The organism is Novosphingobium resinovorum (assembly GCF_036352595.1).
GTDB lineage: Bacteria > Pseudomonadota > Alphaproteobacteria > Sphingomonadales > Sphingomonadaceae > Novosphingobium > Novosphingobium resinovorum_B.
Genome location: NZ_JAZFAX010000001.1, coordinates 182238 through 200465, shown reverse-complemented (window position 1 = coordinate 200465; position 18228 = coordinate 182238). Strand labels below are relative to the sequence as shown.

The following is an 18228-nucleotide window of genomic DNA, read 5'->3' as shown; positions in this document are numbered from 1 at the left end:
AAAACGGTAACACGGGGCGTTGATCCCCCGCGCGGTTAGGCGTAACGCCCTCGTTCAATGAAAATTCATCCGCTGATAACGAAAACCGAAGATCTTGCCGCTCTGTGCGCGCGCCTCGCGAAATCCGATTTCGTGAGCGTCGATACGGAATTCATGCGCGAGAACACCTTTTGGCCCGAACTCTGCCTCGTGCAGATCGCCAACACCGAGGAAGCCGCGGCGATCGATCCGCTGGCCGACGGGCTCGACATGACGCCCCTGTTCGACCTGCTGACCGACAACGAGGACGTCCTCAAGGTCTTCCACGCGGGCGGTCAGGACGTTGAGATCATCTTCAACTTCACCGGCCGTACGCCGCATCCGATCTTCGACACGCAGATCGCGATGATGGCGATCAGCCAGTCCGAGCAGATCGGCTACTCGAACCTCGTCGAATCGTGGCAGGGCGTCACCATCGACAAGGGCGCGCGCTTCACCGACTGGTCGCGCCGCCCGCTGACCGACCGGCAGATCGAATATGCCATCGGCGACGTCACGTATCTCTCCAAGATCTTCCCCAAGATCCTCAAGCGCCTCATCAAGACCGGGCGCGGCGCCTGGCTGGACCAGGAGATGGAGAAGCTGGCCGATCCGGAGAACTACCGGAACGACCCCAAGGAAGCCTGGCACCGCATCAAGGCGCCGGGCCGCAACCCGCAAGTGCTCGGCCGCCTGCGCGCGATCGCAGAATGGCGCGAACTGGAAGCGCAGGGCAAGAACATCCCCCGCGGCCGCATCGCCCGGGACGAGACGCTGGCCGACATCGCCAGCCACCCCCCCAAGACCCAGGCCGACCTCGCGAAAGTGCGCGGCCTGTCGCAGGGCTGGAAGGACAACGAGATCGGCCGCCGCCTGATGACCGCAATCGCCAAGGCCGAACCGCTGGGCGACGACGAGATGCCCCCCCGCGCCCCGCGCGGCGCGCCGCTCGGCAAGGAAGGTGCGCTGGTGGCGGACCTGCTCAAGCTGCTGCTCAAGATCCGCGCGCGCGAGATCGACGCGGCGGCCCGGCTGCTTGCCCGCAGCGACGAACTGGAACTGCTGGCGGCGGGCGTGCGCAAGAACCTCAGCCTGCTGCAGGGCTGGCGCTACGACGTGTTCGGCCGCGACGCGCTCGACCTCGTCGAGGGCAAGCTGGCCTTCGCCGTGGAGAACGGCAAGCTCAAGATGACGCGCGTGGAAGACGTGGTTGTCGAGGAAGACGCGGCGGACTGAAGCCCAACCCCGGCCCCTCCCGCAAGCGGGAGGTATTACGTTTTCCGTTCCGGCCCCGTCACCCTGAACGTGTTTTAGGGCCCATCGTGCCCCAGGCTCGGTACTTTGCCGCAGCAAACCGGCAGTGCCGATGGTGGCTCAGACCCTCGGGTACGACCGGGCGATGGACCCTGGAACACGTTCAGGGTGACGAAGCAGGAGAACGGGGCGGATGAGGTCATCGATATGTGATGGCCCTCCCGCTTACGGGAGGCGGCGGCTCGCCGATCTTTCCCGCACTGCAACAACGCCGCGCTTGGCGAACCTGCATAGCCGTGCGATAGCCGCCCCATGACCGTCTACCAACCGACGCTCAAGCAGCTCCAGTACCTCGTCTCGCTTCACGAGCACGGCCATTTCGGCCGCGCTGCGGATGCGTGCTTCGTCTCGCAGTCCACGCTTTCGGCGGGCCTGCGCGATCTGGAAACGCTGCTCGGGGTCACTCTCGTCGAGCGCACCAAGCGCGCCGTCCGCTTCACGCCGCTGGGCAATGCCGTCGTCGACAAGGCGCACCGCATCCTGCGCGAGACCGAGGAACTGTCCGACCTCGTCCAGTCCAGCGGCAAGCCGCTCTCAGGCGAAGTGCGCATGAGCGTGATCCCCACGATCGCGCCGTTCCTGCTGCCCCGCATGCTGCCCCGGCTGCGCCGCGAACGCCCGAGCCTGAAGCTGTTCCTGCGCGAGGAGGCCAGCCAGCACGCGATCGAATCGCTGCACCACGGCCGTGCCGACTGCGTGCTTCTGGCCCTGCCCTACACGACGGGCGAGGTCGAAAAGGAGACGATCGAGCTGGACGCCTTCTTCGTCGCCTTCCCCGCCGACGACCCGCGCGATCCGCCTGCCGAAGTCTCCCCCGACGTCATCGACGAGCACCGCCTGCTCCTGCTGGAGGACGGCCACTGCCTGAAGGATCATGCGCTGGCGGCGTGCAACCGGCCGGAACTGCGGGCCAGCGCGACGATGATCGGCACCAGCCTGCACACTCTGGTGCAGATGGTCGACAATGGCCTCGGCCTGACGATGCTGCCGGAAATGGCGCTCGACGCGGGTATCCTGAACGGCACCAACGTGGTGGCGCGGCCGCTGATATCGCCCAACGCCAACCGCGAGATCGCACTGGTGTGGCGCAAGAACTCGCCGCGCTCCGACGAATTCCGGATGCTCGCGGACGAGCTGCGGGCGGGCTGAGGCGCTACTTGCGCCGCAGGGCCTGCAGCGCCACGCCGAGCAGCGAAATTCCGATGCCGAGGCCGGTGACGCCGCTCCAGCCCCACTGGTGCCAGATCGCCGTCGCCGCGCCCGAACTGGCGGCGCCCGCCAGGAACATCAGCGCCATGTAGACCGTGTTGATCCGCGAACGCGCTTCCGGGCGCAGCGCATAGATGATGCTCTGGTTGGAAATCTGGCTGAGCTGCACTGCCACGTCGAGCGCGAGAACCCCGACGACGAGCCCGGCGATCGAATGCCAGAAGGCGAACACCAGCCAGGACACCAGCGTCAGCAGGCTGGCTCCCACGATCACCGGATGCGGGCCACTGCGATCGGCGATTCGCCCCGCCACCGGAGCCGCGAGCACGCCTGCGGCGCCGACGATACCGAACAGCCCGGCCGCCTGCGGACCAAGCCCGAAGTGCTCCTGCAGGCGCAGCGCCAGAATCGTCCAGAACACGCTGAACACGCCGAACTGGCAGCACTGCGTGAACGCCGCCAGCCGCAGCGCCGGAAATTCACGCCACAGGCCCCAGAGCGAGGCGATCAGACCGCCATAGCTCAGCCCCGTCGGCTGCGGACGGCTGCGCGGAAGCTGCAGCGCCATCAGCGCCGCCGTCAGCAGCGCCAGCGGCACCGCCAGCCAGAACATCTCGCGCCAGCCCAGGGCCCCGGCGACGAAGCCCGCCAGCGTCCGGCTGAGCAGGATCCCGCAGAGCAGCCCCGCCATCACGGTGCCGACCACCGCCCCCCGCTTCTCATCGGGCGCAAGGTTCGCCGCGAACGGCACCACCTGCTGCGCCACTGATGCGAGCAGGCCGACGAACAGCGATGCGGTCAGCACCAGCCCCGCACTCGGCGCCAGCGCGACGAGCGCGAGCGCGGCCGACAGCGCGATGCACTGGAGCACGATCAGCCGCCGCCGCTCCACCAGATCGCCCAGCGGCACCAGCACCACGAGGCCGACGGCATAGCCGAGCTGGGTCGCGGTCGGCACATACGTGGCCGCCGCCCCCGCCAGATCGCGCTCCATGAGCCCGATCATCGGCTGGTTGTAATAGATGTTGGCGACCGTGAGGCCCGCCGCGACGGCGAGCGAGAACACCACGGAGCGGCGCGGCGCGCCTGCCGCCGCAGGCGCCTGGGTCCGGGTACGGGGGGCGGTGGAAATGGTCTGGTCCTTCGTCGCTGTCACCGCCGACTGCGCCCTGGCCCGCCCCTGGCCAAGTGCGAGGAACGCAATCACTCGTGAAGGTTGCGCAATCGGCAACGCCGCCGGCTTACGCCGGACGCCACTCCACCCAGCGTGTCTCGGCAGTATCGAAGGCGCCGCGCAGGCGATTGCGGACCTCGGTGATATGCGCCAGCGTGTTGGGATTGGGGCCGCCGAAGCCCGCCGCCGCCAGCACGTCGTTGCCCACCGGCCCGCTGCGCGCCCAGATCTGCGCCGCCGAACCGACGCTCACCATCGTCCCCCGCCCGAAGTCGCAGCGATACCCTCCCGGGGCGACGGCCCAGCGCATTCCGCTCACCCGCGAGAGGTGCTCTGCAAGCGAGCGGCGCATGCTCACCACCGCGTCGTTCCAGGCCTGCAGGTGCGGGCGGTCGCCGGCCGGGCCGCGATGCAGGTTGACCGGATCGTGCATCCCGACATTGCGCAGTTCGTCCCAGTAGACGAGCGCCTTGGCCGCGCCCTGCGGCTGGGCGGTCAGGCGGTGCAGCCAGCTCGTCTCACCGGCCTGGATCGTGCCGTCCGGCCGAACCCAGCGCAGGCCGGAAAAGCCGATATCGACCGCCTGCCCGTAGTTGTGGTTGCTCTCGCCCGGGCCGGCGTTGGTGACGTTCTCGCCATTGGTGAAGAGCGCGTACTGTTCCTGGAACGTGCGCCGGCCGCCCTGGCGACACACCGACAGGACGATGGCATGCCGGTCGAACATCGTGTTGATGAGCGTGACCACGCTTTCCAGGAAAGTCGCCTGGAAGGCTTCCCCCCGCGCCGCCTGGATCGCCGCATCGCGGGTCGCCGCCGTCGCCGCGATATAGGGCACCTTGGACCCGGTCAGCGCCCGCACCTCGCGAAAGTCGCCCTCCACGGTGCGGGCGAAGGCGGCGCTGGTGGCATCGCCGGGGGCGACAGTGCCCGCGGTCGCGTTGGCGACCTGGATCGAGCGGCCGCTCTGCGGGTCCACGAAGACGTTCTCGTTCTGGTAGAGCTGCAGCGCCGTGCGCGAACCGGCGCCGAAGTTGCCGTCGATGATGGAGACGTAGCGCGCCTGCAGCGGATCGAACACGGCCGGCCGGCGCGAGGCGAACAGCATGGCCTGCACCAGCGCCGAATCGTGCGGCAGGTTGGTCCCGTTCGTGCCTACGGAATTGCTCAGCTGCTGCATGTCTCTTCCCCCTCGAGTCAGTTCTGGCAGACGAAGTCGATCTCTCTGGACAGTTTGCCGCCGCCGCGCAGCGCGGCATCGATCCGCACCGTCCCGCAAGGCCGCAGCGTCACCAAAACGGGAAGGTGGACTTCCCCCGCAGGCGATGCCGCGCCCATGGCCGCGATCCCGCGTGCGCGCAGCCAGGGTTTCGCCCGCCCGCTCTCGCTCACCGCCAGGTCGAGGCGGCTTGCGGACATGTCGCGATCCGGGGCGGCCGACAGCGTCACCACGATCAGATAGTCGCGCACCACATGCCCGGCGACGGTCTGGTTGACGACGGGCCCGGCGCCGCCGTCGATGTCGGGGCCAAGCACGCCGGTATCGGGATAGAACGGCCGCACCGCGATGGCGCGGATCGCCGGCGCATCGGCTACCTGGGCCGCTGCCCGAGACCCGGGCTGCAGCGGAAAGACCGATGCCATCACGGCGGCGGACAGCAGGATCGTGCGCGGCGTCATCGCATCCTCACCCCGGCCATCCCATTCCTGCCCGCTTCACCCTCGAAGCCGGCATCCAAGCCGATCGCGCACCGCCGCACAAGTGAACTATTCCGTTAGTCCATATGCTTGAGGCCGACGCGCAGGTAGTCCCACCCGGTCACCAGCGTCAGCGCCGCCGCCGCCCACAGCGTGGTCAGGCCGACGGTATGGGGCAGGTTCACCACGATGGCGCCGAGATCGAGGTTCCACCACGGCATCGCCACGCCCAGGATCAGCGCCCCCAGAGAGATCATCTGGAAAGTCGTCTTCCACTTGGCCAGCCGGCTGACCGGCACCGAGACCTGCAGGCCGCCGAGGAACTCGCGCAGGCCGGATACCGCGATCTCGCGCACCAGGATCACCAGCCCGGCGATGACGTGCATGTCGCCCACGTAGGGGCCCCTCAGGATGCCCTGGGCGGTCAAGACCAGGATCACCGTTGCCACCATGATCTTGTCGGCGATCGGATCGAGGAACACGCCCAGCTTCGAGACCGTCCCGCTCGAACGCGCCAGATAGCCGTCGAAATAGTCGGTGATGCCCATCAGGCAGTAGAGCCCGAAGGCGAGTCCGTAGCCGAATTCCCACTTGGGCCACCACAACAGGAAGCCCAGAAGCGGCAGGGCGAGGATGCGGGACAGCGTCAGGATGTTCGGCAGAGTCAGCATGATGGCAATTCCATAGCGCGCAATCGGCAAGGGAATAAAGTGGTGAACGGGGCTTGTGCCCCCGCCTCATGCCATTAAGTGTCCCGGCGACCAGAGAGCAAGGCCGGCGGCATACCCAAGATCATGACCACGACGACCCAACTCATCCGGGCGCGACGATTCCTCCCCCTTTTCGTCACCCAGCTTCTGGGCGCGTTCAACGACAACCTGTTCAAGAACGCGATGATCCTCTTCGTGGTCTACGAGGTGTACCATTCGGAGGCGCAGGAGGCCCGGTTCAGCGCGCTGGCATCGGGCATCTTCATCATCCCGTTCTTCCTGCTCTCGGCGCTGGCGGGGCAACTGGCCGACATGCGCGACAAGGCGAAGCTGATCCGCATCATCAAGGCCTGCGAGATCGTCATCATGCTGGTGGGCGGCGCCGGGCTGGCGCTGGCGTGGAAGGGCGTCTCGCTGGACGCGGTGGCGATCCCGCTGATGCTGGTGGCGCTGTTCGCGATGGGCGTCCACTCGACGTTCTTCGGGCCGATCAAGTACGCGATCCTCCCGCAGCACCTCAAGGACGGCGAAGTGCTTTCGGGCACCGGGCTGGTCGAGGCGGGCACGTATATCGCGGTGCTCGCCGGCACCATCGTCGCGGGCTGGATCAGCGTCGATGCCGCCGCCGTGATCGTCATCATCGTCGCCTGCGTGGGCTGGTTCGCCGGGCGGCAGGTGCCCTCGGCCCCGCCGCTGGGCAAGGTCGAGCCGCTCGACTACCACGTCATCCGCGCCTCGGTGCGGCTGGTGCGCACCACCATGAAGGACCGCCGGGTCTTCCTGGCGATCTGCGCGATCAGCTTCTTCTGGGCGATCGGCACCGTGCTCTTCGTGCAGTTCCCCCCGCTCGCCAAGAACATGCTGATGGCCAGCAAGGAAGTGTCCAGCCTGTTCCTCGTGATCTTCTCGGTCGGCGTGGCGATCGGCTCGGTGGCGATCAACGCGCTGCTCAAGGGCACCGTCTCGGCCCGCTGGTCGCCGATCTCGGTGATCGGCATGGGCGTGTTCCTGGTCGCCTTCCAGCAGGTCTGCCGCATCTGGCCGCCGCACAGCGGGCCGGACCAGCTGATGGACGTGGGCGTGTTCGTGGTGCAGCCGCTCGCCGCGCCGCTCATGCTCACGCTGCTGGGCATCGCCATCTGCGGCGGCATGTTCGTGGTGCCGCTCTACGCCTTCCTGACGACTTTCGTGGAAAAGTCCCAGACGGCACGCACGATCGCCGCGAACAACATCGTCAATTCCGGCGCGATGGTGCTGGGATCGGTGGCGACCGGGGTGATGACGCTGATGGGCGTCGCCGTCGCGCAGCAGCTGCTGGTGGTATCGCTGTGCTGCCTCGCCTCGGCCTGGCTGGGCTACCTGCTGTTCCAGGCCGAAAAAGCCCCCGTCGCCGAGTAAGTCGGTCCCCCGGGGACCGTCAGGCGATGAACAGCGTGATCGCCACGAAGCTGGCGCAGTAGGCGCTCAGGAAACCGCGCCAGTCCCCTCCGCTCAGCCGCCACAGGCGCGCCGCCTCGGCATTCTCGGCAGCCTCCGGATCATCCCCGGAATCGTCCTCGACCGGGGCGCTAAGGACGTGGGGCGGCAGCGATCGGCGGAACCAGTGCCCGGCCGACTCCTGAGTGAGGACGAGTGCGCGACGTGTCATGCTTCGCATGGAACACGCGTTAACGATTTATTTACCAAACATCAAAGCGGTTGGCGGACGCTTCCCGAAACGGGACGATTCGCTGGAGGCAAGCCTCGGAAAACCCAACAAGAAAGGGCCGCCTTTCGGCGACCCTCCCGGTGTTCCTGTATCGAAGGTCTGATCAGACCCGGTCGCCGAGCGCGCCCTTGATCTTGCCGACGCCCTGCTGGAGTTCGCCCTTCTTTTCCTGCGCCTTGCCCTCGGCCTTCTGGGCGGGATCGTTGCGAACGTGGCCAGCAGCCTGCTTGGCGTTGCCGGCGACTTCGTTGGCGAGGCCCTTCACGGTGTCCTTGAGTTCACCCACGGTGCTGTCTCCTTGCTGTTCCGGTTTCCCGACCGGCGAAATGCCCGCCGGTTCACGATAAGCACAACACCCCGGCCAGCCCCACGTTGCCGGCCCCTGCGCCGAACCGTGCCGCAGCGGCGACATGCCGCCGCCGGCCTACTCTCCGGCCATCGCGAGGATATGCGCCCATTCCTCCACCGTGACGACCGCCACCGACAGGCGCGAGAACTTCACCAGTTCCATCTGCGCCAGTTCGGGATCGGCCTTCACCTGTGCGAGCGTCACCGCCCGCCTCAGCTTGCGCACCGGCCTGACCTTCACCGCGGCCCACTTGCCCTCCGGATCGCTGGGATCGGCAAGGCCCGCCGCGCTGATCACGGCGATGCCGACGATCTCCTTGCCGATGTTGGAATGGTAGAAGAACGCCTCGTCGCCCACCTGCATCGCGCGCAGGTTGTTGGCGGCCCGGTGGTTGCGCACGCCGTCCCAGGTGCCCTCGCCTTCCTTGACCAGATCGTTCCAGCCATAGGCATCGGGTTCGGACTTCAACAGCCAATATGCCACGGATCGCGCCTTTCCTGTCCGACGGACGGCACCGATTAGACTGTTCGGGCCGGTGCCTTTAAAGGGGCGGCATACCGACTCGTTACGGATTGCACTACCATGGACCTCGCACAAATTCCCGTCCTCAGCCTCGAGGCCGACCGCGCCGACCTGCCCGCGCGCATCGGCGAGAGCTTCCGCACCTTCGGCTTCGCGATGATCCGCGACCATGGCATCGACCAGGGCCTGATCGACCAGGCCTGGGCCAGGACCGCCGAATTCTTCGCCCTGCCGACCGAGACGAAGCAGAAGTACTTCATCGCCGGCCAGGGCGGCGCACGCGGCTACACCCCCTTCCGCACCGAAGTCGCCAAGGGCGCCAAGGAAAAGGATCTCAAGGAGTTCTGGCACGTCGGCCGCGACGTTCCCGCCACGTCCCCCCTCGCCGCGTCGATGCCGCCCAACATCTGGCCCACCGAAGTCGAAGGCTTCGAGGAGACCTTCCGCGCCCTCTATGCCCAGTTCGACGAGGCCGGCGCCAAAGTGCTCTCGGCGATCGCGGTCGATCTTGGCCTCGATGCCGGCTGGTTCGATCCGGGAATCGAGGACGGCAATTCGGTGATGCGCCTGCTGCACTACCCGCCGGTCTCGGCCGAGGCGGGCGGCGCCATCCGTGCCGGCGCGCATGAGGACATCAACCTCATCACCCTGCTGCTCGGCGCGCAGGAAGCGGGCCTCGAACTGCTCAGCAAGGACGGCCGCTGGCTGTCGGTCGCCCCGCCCGAAGGCGCGATCGTCGTCAACATCGGCGACATGCTGCAGCGCCTGACCAACCACGTCCTGCCCTCGACCACCCACCGCGTGCGCAATCCCGAAGGCGCACGCGCGGGCCACAGCCGCTACTCGATGCCGTTCTTCCTCCATCTGCGCAGCGACTTCCGCTTCGAGACGCTGGCCCAGTGCGTGAGCGCCGAGAACCCGGATCGCTACCCGGCCTCGATCACCGCCGACGACTACCTCCAGGAGCGCCTGCGCGAGATCGGCCTGAAGATGTGATCTCGACGCCGATTAAATCTCTGTAATCACCGCCAGACCCCGGCCGCCACCGTGCGCCGGGGTTTGTGCGTTAACCTATCTTTCAGAGGAAACGCCTAGCCACAGGTACTTGGAAGCGACGCCCTTGGGGGGGCACATCGTGCAGACAGCAAGTATCCTGAACCTCGGCAAGGACACGGACGACGCGCGCGCGTCGGTCGATGTCGTCGCGCTCGGCATCGTCACGGCGGCCATCATCCTGTTCGTCGCGACGGGAAGCGAGATCGGGCCGGCGGTGGTGCGCTCGCTGGCAGGCCGGGGGCCAGGGCCCGACAGTTTCATCCTCAACGCCTTTCTGCTTAACGTGGCGATCATCATCTTCGGCTGGAGCCGTTACCGCGAGCTGTGCGAGGAGATCATGCTGCGCAAGGTCGCCGAGAAGGAGGCGCGCCGCCTGGCGGAGACCGATTCGCTCACCGGCTTCCATAACCGCCGTAGCTTCGACCGCTGCGTCGAGGCGCTGATCGACCGCGCCGTCGATACCGGGCAGGCGGCCGCGGCGCTGATGATCGACCTCGACAACTTCAAGCAGGTCAACGACTACAACGGCCACGCGACCGGCGACCGGCTGCTGGTCGAATGCGCGCGCCGGATCGTCGCCGCGGTTCCCGAAGGCACGATCGTCGGCCGTATCGGCGGGGACGAGTTCGCCGTCGCGCTGGCTTTCACGCGGAACAGCCCGGAAGTCGTCGATCACATCGCCGCCGCCCTCGCCCAGGCCGTCGCCGAAGGATCGCAGAGCAGTGCGGCGACGATCGACGTGACCGCCTCGATCGGCCTCGCCCGCGCCGAATCGCGCGCCACCAGCGCGCAGGCGCTGCTCGAGATGGCGGACGTCGCGATGTACCACGCCAAGCGGCAGGGCCGTAACCAGTTCACCTGGTTCGAACCGCAGATGGCGCACGAGATGCGGTTCCGCGCCGATCTCGAGGCCGGTATCCGCCAGGGCATCCCGCGCGGCGAATTCGTACCGTTCTACGAACAGCAGATAGACCTCAAGACCGGCGAACTGACCGGCTTCGAGATGCTGGCACGCTGGGATTCGCCGCAATTCGGCATCGTCGCGCCCGACATCTTCATCCCCGTCGCCGAAGAGATCGGCGCGATCGCCGAACTCTCGCGCAGCGTCATCGCGCAGGCGCTGGAGGACGCGAAGATGTGGGATGCCAGGCTGACCCTGGCCGTCAACATCTCGCCCATCCAGTTGCGCGACCCGTGGTTCGCGCAGAAGTTGCTGCGCATGCTGGTGGAGGCGAACTTCCCGCCGCAGCGGCTGGAGATCGAGATCACCGAAAGCTGCCTGCACCAGAACCTGGGGCAGGTCCGCGCGCTGATCGCCAGCCTCAAGAACCAGGGCATCCGCGTCAGCCTCGACGATTTCGGCACCGGCTACAGCTCGATCGGGCAGCTGCGCCAGCTGCCGTTCGATCGTATCAAGATCGACCGCAGCTTCGTCTCCAGCCTGATCGACGACAAGGACAGCGCCGCCATCGTCAGGGCCGTCGCCACGCTCGGCGAAGGCCTGCACCTGCCGGTGACGGCCGAGGGCATCGAGACGCAGGACGTGCTCGACCACTTGCGCCAATACGGCGGCATCACCGGCCAGGGTTATCTCTACGGCCGCCCCCGCCCCGCGCGCGATCTCGGCGAATGGCTGGGCGAGGCGACGGCGGCGCAGGAGGCTGCGCCGGACGACAGGCCGGAAGTGAAGCGCGCCTGACGTCATCCCGGACTTGATCCGGGACCGTGGGCCGTCTTCAGTCACGCCTTCACGGCAAGGCGCCCTGCCGCGAGTTGTCGCCTCAAGACTTGCCCGCGGTTCCGGATCAAGTCCGGGATGACGAATACAAAGGGGGAATTTGACCTTCCCCCCCGCACCACCTAAATCGCGGCGATGCGGATCGACTTCACCAAGATGCACGGCCTCGGCAACGACTTCATCGTGCTCGACGCGCGCACGCGCCCCCTGCCCGCGATCGATGCCGCCTTCGCCTCGGCGCTCGCGGACAGGCACACCGGCATCGGCTGCGACCAGCTCATCGTCCTCGAACCCTCGATGGACGCCGACTTTCGCATGCGCATCTTCAACGCCGACGGCAGCGAGGTCGAAGCCTGCGGCAACGCCACCCGCGCGGTCGGCCTGCTCTACGGCGAGCCCGCCCGGATCGAGACGCTCGGCGGCCTGATCTCCTCCACCCCGACCGATGGCGGCATCAGCGTCCAGATGGGCAAGCCGCGCTTCGACTGGAACGCGATCCCCCTCGCCTACGCCATGGACACTTTCTCCATGCCGGTGGCGTGGGAGGAACTGGTGAACCCGATCGCGGTCAACGTCGGCAACCCGCACGTCATCTTCTTCGTCGCCGATCCCTACGCCATCGACATGGCCCGCATCGGCCCGATGATCGAAACCGACCCGCTGTTCCCCGAGCGCATCAACGTCAACGTCGCGGGCATCACCGCGCGCGATGCGATCACCCTGCGCGTGTGGGAGCGCGGCGCGGGCCTTACGCGCGCCTGCGGCACCGGCGCCTGCGCCACCGCGATCGGCGCGATGAAGCGCGGCCTCGTCGATCGCCGCGTCACCGTGACGCTGCCCGGCGGCCCGCTCGTCATCGAGTGGCGCGAGGACAACGAGATCGTCATGACCGGCCCCGCGACCGAAGCCTTCCGCGGCTCGTTCGATGCCGCCGATTTCGGAGCGCACATCAGGATCGCCGTTTGACCGTCGAGGTCCATTCGCTCGGCTGCCGCCTGAACCTCGCCGAGAGCGAGTCCCTGCGCGGCATGCTGGGTGAGGCCGAGAACCTCGTCGTCATCAACTCCTGCGCGGTCACCGCAGAGGCCGTGCGCCAGACGCGTCAGGCCATCCGCCGCGCCCGCAAGGCCCGTCCGGACGCGCGCCTCCTCGTCACCGGCTGCGCGGCCGAAGTCGAGCGCGAGGCGCTGGCGGCGATGCCCGAGGTGGACGGCCTCATCGCCAACACCGCCAAGCTCGACCCGCGCGCCTGGAACGTGCCGCTCGCCGTCCGAGCGCCCGAAACCCGCGCCCACACCCGCGCCTTCGTGCAGGTCCAGAACGGCTGCGACCACGCCTGCACCTTCTGCGTCATCCCGCAAGGCCGAGGCCCGAGCCGCTCACGCACCGTGGCGCAAGTGCTGGACGACGTCGCCCGCCATCTCGACGCAGGCGTTCAGGAAGTGATCCTCACCGGCGTCGATCTCACCTCATGGGGCGGCGACCTGCCCGGCGAGCCCCGTCTCGGTGCGCTCGCGGAGGCGATCCTCGCTCGCTTCCCCGATTTGCCGCGCCTGCGCCTTTCCTCGATCGACGGCGCCGAAGTGGACGACCGGCTGTTCGACCTCCTCGCCTCCGAGGCGCGGGTCATGCCCCATGTGCACCTCTCGCTGCAGCACGGCCACGACCTGATCCTCAAGCGTATGAAGCGCCGCCATTCGCGCGCCGATGCGGTGGACCTCGTCGCAGCCCTGCGCGCCCGCCGCCCGGAGATCGCCATCGGCGCCGACCTCATCGCCGGTTTCCCCACCGAGGACGACGAGGCGCACGCCGCCAACCTGTCGATCATCGGGGCGCTGGGCGTCGTCCACGGCCACGTCTTCCCCTACTCGCAGCGCCCCGGCACTCCCGCCGCGCGCATGCCGCAGGTGGAGCACGCGACGATCCGCGCCCGCGCCGCGCAGTTGCGCGCAAAGGTGGCCGAAACCCGCGCATCCTGGCTTGCCGCGCATCTGGGCTTGCCGCTATGGGTGCTCGCCGAAAAGGGCGGGAGCGGCCACGCGGCCGACTTCGCGCCCGTCCGGGTTCCCCCCGGCACGCCGCCCGGCGCGCTGGTGGAAGTGACCCCGACCCGAATTGTCGAAGGAATGCTGGAAGCATGAGTACCCCTGACCCCCAGCAGAACGAGGGGGCATCAAGCGACTGGTCCGACCGTCTCTTCGGAGGCTTTCGCCAGACCTCGCAGCGCCTCGCGGGCAATCTCGCCGGCCTTGGCGGCGGCACCCGCCTGACCCCGGCGCAACTCGATGCGCTGGAAGATGCGCTCATCATGTCCGACCTCGGCCCCCGCGCCGCCGCCCGCATCCGCGACCGGCTGGCCGACGAACGCTTCGAACGGGACGCGGACGAACGCGCCATCATGGAAGTCGTCGCGCGCGAGATCGCCGAGATCCTGCGCCCGGTCGCCAAGCCGCTCGACATCATCGCCTTCCCGCGCCCGCAGGTGATCCTCGTGATCGGCGTCAACGGGTCGGGCAAGACCACCACGATCGCCAAGCTGGCGCACCTGTTCCAGGAGCAGGACTATTCGGTCATGCTGGCAGCCGGAGACACCTTCCGCGCCGCCGCGATCGGCCAGCTCAAGGTCTGGGCGGATCGCCTGTCGATCCCCATCGTCACCGGCCCCGAGGGCGGCGACCCCGCCTCGATCGTGTTCGACGGCCTCAAGGCCGCGACCGAGCAGGGCATCGACGCACTGATCGTCGACACCGCCGGGCGCCTCCAGAACAAGCGCGAGCTGATGGACGAACTGGCCAAGATCCGCCGCGTCCTCGGCCGCCTGAACCCCGCCGCGCCGCATGACGTGGTCTTGGTGCTGGACGCCACCAACGGCCAGAACGCGCTCTCGCAGATCGAGATCTTCAAGGAAGTGGCGGGCGTCTCCGGCCTCATCATGACCAAGCTGGACGGCACCGCGCGCGGCGGCGTCCTCGTCGCGGCGGCGGAGCAGTACGGGTTGCCCATCCATGCCATCGGCGTCGGCGAGAAGATCGACGACCTGCGCCCCTTCAACCCCGACCTGCTCGCGCGGGTGATCGCGGGAATTGCATGATGACGACCGAGATTGCCCCGAAGCCGCAGGACGGAAAGCCCCAGGACGGAAAGCCCAAGAGTTCCTGGGTCAACCTGCTGGTCGATTTCGGCCCGCTGCTGGTGTTCTTCCTCGTCTACCGCCACTTCGCCCCGGCCAACGACGGCGACATGCTGGGCACCATGGGGGCAGTGACCAAGGCCACCGTCGGCTTCATGATCGCCACCGTGGTCGCGCTGATCGTGTCCAAGCTGCGCCTCGGCCATGTCTCGCCGATGCTGTGGCTGACGACGATCCTGGTGCTCGGCTTCGGCGCGCTGACGGTGATCCTGCACGACCCGTTCTGGATCAAGATCAAGCCCACCGCCGTCTACCTGCTGTTCTCGGTGGTGCTGTTCGTCGGGCTCTGGCGCGGCCAGCCGATGCTCAAGTTCCTGCTGCAGTCCGCCTTCGAGGGGCTGGACGAGCAAGGCTGGATGAAGCTCTCGCGCAACTGGGCGTGGTTCTTCCTGGTGCTGGCGGTGCTGAACACGGTGCTGGTCTATACCGTCAGCTTCGAGACCTGGCTGCAGGCCAAGCTCTGGGGCTTCACGGTGCTGTCGTTCCTGTTCACGTTCTCGCAGCTGCCGATGGTGCTCCGGCACGGCATGGGCGACAGCGCGGCGACGGAACTGACCGAAAACCCTCCGCACGACTGAAGGCCTCCTTCTTCTGGAGGCAGCCCTCCGATCGCGGATGTCGGCGGGCGCCGTGAAGCTCTGCGCCGCAGGCTTGTGCCGCCATCCGACGGGACATGAACCGCAGCGTCGAGACGAGACGCGGCCTTGCCGCAACCACTGATCCTTCGCGCCTTTGCGCCTTCGCGTGATCCCGTTCTTGCTCCCTTGAACGTGAGAGGGATGCTTCCGCTCCTCACCAGACAGCGAATGGAATGTGCGATCCGCATGCCCGCGCCGCCCGCGTGCGCCATGTTGGCATGCCTGTGGATAACCCCGGCATAAGCCGGGCATGAACGGTGCAAACGCCGTGCAAAAAAGGGGAGCGCACTGCGCTCCCCTTCGTTTTTGCTGCGATGCGCCGGGACGTCAGGAGATCGGTGGCACCGGCTGCGGCGGCGCGTCGCTGTCCGCTTCGTGCACCTCGACGAGACCACGTCCGACATGGCTGCGCGAGCGGCTGTAGGCGTAGTAGACGACGAGGCCGACTGCTGCCCAGCCCACGAACAGCGCGATCGTCTGCACCGAGAGGCTGAAGAACAGGTAGATGCAGCCGATGATCGCCAGCGGCGCCGTGACCATGATAGCGGGCGTGCGGAACGGACGCTTGCGGGTCGGGTCGGTCCGGCGCAGCACCATGACCGCGATCGACACGGCGGCGAAGGCGAACAGCGTGCCGGAGTTCGACACGTCGGCCAGCAGCCCGACCGGGAAGAACGCCGCGAACAGCGTCACGAAGATGCCCGTCAGCAGCGTGATGACGTGCGGTGTGTGGAAGCGCGGGTGAACCCTGGAGAAGAACTCCGGCAACAGGCCGTCACGGCTCATCACGAAGAAGATGCGGGTCTGGCCGAACATCATCATCAGGATGACCGAGGGCAGCGCGATGATCGCCGCCGCGCCGACCAGCCAGCCGACGAACGGGTAGCCGACCTGGCGCAGCGTCCAGGCGAGCGCTTCCTTGGAACAGACCACGGCGTTCTCGTGGATCGCGGCGCAGGCCTGCGACAGTTCCGGCGTGCCGGGCGAAAGCCCCAGGCCGTCCGCGCCCAGCACCGGCTGCGCGCCTACCGTGCCGATCACGCCGGCAGCCACCAGCATGTAGAACACGGTGCAGATGCCAAGGCTGCCGATCAGGCCGATCGGCATGTTGCGCTGCGGGTTCTTGGTTTCCTCGGCGGCGGTCGAAACCGCGTCGAAGCCCACGTAGGCGAAGAAGATCGAGGCCGCCGCGCTCGAGATGCCGGTGAAGCCCAGCGGCGCGAAGGGCGTGAACTGGCCGCTCCTGATGATCGGGATGGTCAGCACCACGAACAGCGCGAGCGCCAGGATCTTGACGCCGACGAGCACCGCGTTGACGGTGGCGCTTTCCTTGGTGCCCTTGATGAGCAGCGCCGTCACCGCCGCCGCGATCAGCATCGCCGGCACGTTGATGATGCCGCCGTCGAAGGGACCGCGCACGAGGTCGAGCGGTACGCTCACCCCGAAGCTGGTATTGAGCCAGCCGACGAAATAACCCGACCAGCCGACAGAGACGGCGCCCGCCGCGATCGCGTACTCCAGGATCAGCGCCCAGCCGACCATCCATGCGATCAGTTCGCCCATGACCGCGTAGCTATAAGTATAGGCGGAGCCCGAAACCGGGACCATGGCTGCCATCTCGGCGTAACACAGTGCTGCCACGCCGCAGACGAAGCCCGCGATGACGAAGGAGAGCATCATGCCCGGCCCCGCCTTCTGCGCGGCCTCGGCCGTGAGCACGAAGATGCCGGTGCCGATCACGGCCCCGATGCCCAGCATCGTCAGTTGGAAGGCGCCCAGAGATCGGTGAAGAGATTTCTTTTCCGCCGTCGCCAAAATGGCGTCGAGCGGTTTTACACGTCCGAACATGTGGACCCCCATATAGCGAATGGCGGGAGGCTAGCGACAAGCAGGCGCTTGGCAAGAGCCCTCCGCCGGAAATTCCCCGGCATTGTAATAATCTTACGGTATTTCGGTCTAACCGGAATGCAGCCCGGGCGCGCGGCCCAGTCTTGAGATTTGCCGGGGGCCAATCCGCCCGCTAGAACGCCGCCATGTCCACGACTTTCCAGCTCGACACCGCGACCAGCCGCGCAAATCCCACCCCGGCGCCGATGAAACGCCTGACCGTGCCGGCGATTCGCCGCCGCAAGAAGGATGGCGTGACGGCCGAGCCCATCGTCATGCTCACCGCCTACACCGCCCGGCAGGCGCAACTGCTCGACGCGCACTGCGACCTGCTGCTGGTCGGCGACAGCCTGGGCCAGGTGATCTACGGATTGCCGTCCAGCGTGCCGGTGACGCTCGACATGATGATCGCGCACGGCGCGGCGGTGGTGCGCGGCAGCTATCACGCGGCGGTGATCGTCGACATGCCTTTCGGTACTTATGAACAGTCGCCCAGGCAGGCCTTCGAGAATGCCGCGCGCCTGCTCAAGGAGACCGGCTGCGCGGGCGTGAAGCTGGAAGGCGGCGCGGCGATGGCGGAGACGGTGCGCTTCCTGAATGAGCGCGGCATCCCGGTGATGGGCCATATCGGCCTGACCCCGCAGGCGGTGAACGTGCTGGGCGGCTACAATGCGCGCGGCCGCAGCGATGCCGAAGCCGCGAAGATCGTGACCGACGCCAGGGCGCTGGACGAAGCCGGTGCCTTCTCGATCGTCATCGAGGGCGTTGTCGAGCCGATCGCGATCGAGGCGACGCGGGCGATCGCCTGCCCGAGCATCGGCATCGGCGGTTCGGCGCAGTGCGACGGGCAGGTGCTCGTCACCGAGGACATGCTGGGCATGTTCGAGCGCGTGCCCCGCTTCGTGAAACGCTATGCCGACATGGCCTCGGTGGTGTCCGAAGCGGCGGCGCATTACGCGGCCGAAGTGCGCGATCGCAGCTTCCCCGGCATCGAGCAGACCTACCAGCCGAAGTAGGCCG

The 18228-nt window shown here is 67.5% G+C and carries 18 protein-coding genes; 10 read left to right on the top strand and 8 right to left on the bottom strand.

Annotation, left to right across the window (positions count from 1 at the left end; genetic code table 11):
- The first annotated feature begins 57 nt into the window (after positions 1 to 57).
- Both rnd and V2S85_RS00985 read left to right on the top strand, forming a co-directional pair.
- Entirely contained in the window at positions 58 to 1254 is a 1197-nt protein-coding gene (gene rnd / locus V2S85_RS00990; RefSeq protein ID WP_330701015.1) for a ribonuclease D, read from the top strand.
- 330 nt (positions 1255 to 1584) lie between these two features.
- Positions 1585 to 2481, top strand: a complete 897-nt coding sequence (locus V2S85_RS00985) for a hydrogen peroxide-inducible genes activator (RefSeq protein ID WP_330701014.1) — start codon at positions 1585 to 1587, stop codon at positions 2479 to 2481.
- Positions 2482 to 2485: 4 nt separating this feature from the next.
- Here V2S85_RS00985 and V2S85_RS00980 read toward each other — a convergent pair whose 3' ends face one another.
- The 4 genes from V2S85_RS00980 to pgsA form a co-directional block, all read right to left on the bottom strand.
- Entirely contained in the window at positions 2486 to 3697 is a 1212-nt protein-coding gene (locus V2S85_RS00980; protein WP_419198150.1) for an MFS transporter, read from the bottom strand.
- 85 nt (positions 3698 to 3782) lie between these two features.
- On the bottom strand, positions 3783 to 4892 hold the full coding sequence (locus tag V2S85_RS00975; RefSeq protein ID WP_330701013.1) for a hypothetical protein: 1110 nt from the start codon (positions 4890 to 4892) through the stop codon (positions 3783 to 3785).
- A gap of 17 nt (positions 4893 to 4909) precedes the next feature.
- Positions 4910 to 5392: a hypothetical protein gene (locus V2S85_RS00970; protein WP_330701012.1), complete on the bottom strand. Its 483-nt coding sequence runs from the start codon at positions 5390 to 5392 to the stop codon at positions 4910 to 4912.
- Between the two features lie 95 nt (positions 5393 to 5487).
- Positions 5488 to 6081 carry a CDP-diacylglycerol--glycerol-3-phosphate 3-phosphatidyltransferase gene (gene pgsA, locus V2S85_RS00965; RefSeq protein ID WP_330701011.1) on the bottom strand — a complete coding sequence of 198 codons (594 nt, stop codon included), beginning with the start codon at positions 6079 to 6081 and terminating at the stop codon, positions 5488 to 5490.
- Between the two features lie 123 nt (positions 6082 to 6204).
- On the opposite strand from pgsA, the gene V2S85_RS00960 reads away from it, so the two are divergent.
- Positions 6205 to 7518, top strand: a complete 1314-nt coding sequence (locus tag V2S85_RS00960) for an MFS transporter (protein WP_330701010.1) — start codon at positions 6205 to 6207, stop codon at positions 7516 to 7518.
- A 19-nt stretch (positions 7519 to 7537) separates the two neighbouring features.
- Here the strand turns inward: V2S85_RS00960 and V2S85_RS00955 are convergent, their stop codons facing one another.
- The 3 genes from V2S85_RS00955 to V2S85_RS00945 all read right to left on the bottom strand — a co-directional run bounded on the left by V2S85_RS00955 (position 7538) and on the right by V2S85_RS00945 (position 8660).
- Complete coding sequence (locus V2S85_RS00955; protein WP_330701009.1) at positions 7538 to 7768, bottom strand: hypothetical protein; 231 nt, start codon at positions 7766 to 7768, stop codon at positions 7538 to 7540.
- A 163-nt stretch (positions 7769 to 7931) separates the two neighbouring features.
- Entirely contained in the window at positions 7932 to 8114 is a 183-nt protein-coding gene (locus tag V2S85_RS00950; RefSeq protein ID WP_330701008.1) for a CsbD family protein, read from the bottom strand.
- A gap of 138 nt (positions 8115 to 8252) precedes the next feature.
- Entirely contained in the window at positions 8253 to 8660 is a 408-nt protein-coding gene (locus V2S85_RS00945) for an EVE domain-containing protein (protein WP_330701007.1), read from the bottom strand.
- Positions 8661 to 8759: 99 nt separating this feature from the next.
- Here V2S85_RS00945 and V2S85_RS00940 point away from each other — a divergent pair, with 99 nt between their 5' ends.
- The 6 genes from V2S85_RS00940 (at position 8760) to V2S85_RS00915 (ending at position 15261) form a co-directional block, all read left to right on the top strand.
- Positions 8760 to 9695, top strand: coding sequence for an isopenicillin N synthase family dioxygenase (locus V2S85_RS00940; RefSeq protein ID WP_330701006.1), 936 nt, complete (start codon positions 8760 to 8762; stop codon positions 9693 to 9695).
- 139 nt (positions 9696 to 9834) lie between these two features.
- Positions 9835 to 11454, top strand: a complete 1620-nt coding sequence (locus tag V2S85_RS00935; RefSeq protein WP_330701005.1) for a putative bifunctional diguanylate cyclase/phosphodiesterase — start codon at positions 9835 to 9837, stop codon at positions 11452 to 11454.
- A gap of 174 nt (positions 11455 to 11628) precedes the next feature.
- On the top strand, positions 11629 to 12459 hold the full coding sequence (dapF, locus tag V2S85_RS00930; RefSeq protein WP_330701004.1) for a diaminopimelate epimerase: 831 nt from the start codon (positions 11629 to 11631) through the stop codon (positions 12457 to 12459).
- Positions 12456 to 13634: a MiaB/RimO family radical SAM methylthiotransferase gene (locus V2S85_RS00925; RefSeq protein WP_330701003.1), complete on the top strand. Its 1179-nt coding sequence runs from the start codon at positions 12456 to 12458 to the stop codon at positions 13632 to 13634. The genes dapF and V2S85_RS00925 overlap by 4 nt, the downstream gene beginning before the upstream one ends.
- A complete protein-coding gene (gene ftsY / locus V2S85_RS00920; protein ID WP_330701002.1) occupies positions 13631 to 14584 on the top strand; it encodes a signal recognition particle-docking protein FtsY in 954 nt (317 codons plus the stop codon). The genes V2S85_RS00925 and ftsY overlap by 4 nt, the downstream gene beginning before the upstream one ends.
- Positions 14581 to 15261, top strand: coding sequence for an inner membrane-spanning protein YciB (locus tag V2S85_RS00915; RefSeq protein ID WP_419198149.1), 681 nt, complete (start codon positions 14581 to 14583; stop codon positions 15259 to 15261). Before ftsY ends, V2S85_RS00915 begins: the two co-directional genes overlap by 4 nt.
- Positions 15262 to 15648: 387 nt before the next feature.
- Here the strand turns inward: V2S85_RS00915 and V2S85_RS00910 are convergent, their stop codons facing one another.
- Positions 15649 to 17169, bottom strand: coding sequence for an amino acid permease (locus V2S85_RS00910; protein WP_330701000.1), 1521 nt, complete (start codon positions 17167 to 17169; stop codon positions 15649 to 15651).
- Positions 17170 to 17354: 185 nt separating this feature from the next.
- On the opposite strand from V2S85_RS00910, the gene panB reads away from it, so the two are divergent.
- Positions 17355 to 18224 (top strand): 3-methyl-2-oxobutanoate hydroxymethyltransferase, encoded by an 870-nt coding sequence (panB, locus tag V2S85_RS00905; protein WP_330700999.1) that lies wholly within the window; start codon positions 17355 to 17357, stop codon positions 18222 to 18224.
- Positions 18225 to 18228 lie beyond the last annotated feature (4 nt).

Coding starts and splice junctions, on each gene's coding strand:
- rnd (WP_330701015.1), top strand. CDS start 58: ATGAAAATTCATCCGCTGATAACGAAAACCGAAGATCTTGCCGCTCTG.
- V2S85_RS00985 (WP_330701014.1), top strand. CDS start 1,585: ATGACCGTCTACCAACCGACGCTCAAGCAGCTCCAGTACCTCGTCTCG.
- V2S85_RS00975 (WP_330701013.1), bottom strand. CDS start 4,892: ATGCAGCAGCTGAGCAATTCCGTAGGCACGAACGGGACCAACCTGCCG.
- V2S85_RS00970 (WP_330701012.1), bottom strand. CDS start 5,392: ATGACGCCGCGCACGATCCTGCTGTCCGCCGCCGTGATGGCATCGGTC.
- pgsA (WP_330701011.1), bottom strand. CDS start 6,081: ATGCTGACTCTGCCGAACATCCTGACGCTGTCCCGCATCCTCGCCCTG.
- V2S85_RS00960 (WP_330701010.1), top strand. CDS start 6,205: ATGACCACGACGACCCAACTCATCCGGGCGCGACGATTCCTCCCCCTT.
- V2S85_RS00955 (WP_330701009.1), bottom strand. CDS start 7,768: ATGACACGTCGCGCACTCGTCCTCACTCAGGAGTCGGCCGGGCACTGG.
- V2S85_RS00940 (WP_330701006.1), top strand. CDS start 8,760: ATGGACCTCGCACAAATTCCCGTCCTCAGCCTCGAGGCCGACCGCGCC.
- dapF (WP_330701004.1), top strand. CDS start 11,629: ATGCGGATCGACTTCACCAAGATGCACGGCCTCGGCAACGACTTCATC.
- ftsY (WP_330701002.1), top strand. CDS start 13,631: ATGAGTACCCCTGACCCCCAGCAGAACGAGGGGGCATCAAGCGACTGG.
- V2S85_RS00915 (WP_419198149.1), top strand. CDS start 14,581: ATGATGACGACCGAGATTGCCCCGAAGCCGCAGGACGGAAAGCCCCAG.
- V2S85_RS00910 (WP_330701000.1), bottom strand. CDS start 17,169: ATGTTCGGACGTGTAAAACCGCTCGACGCCATTTTGGCGACGGCGGAA.
- panB (WP_330700999.1), top strand. CDS start 17,355: ATGTCCACGACTTTCCAGCTCGACACCGCGACCAGCCGCGCAAATCCC.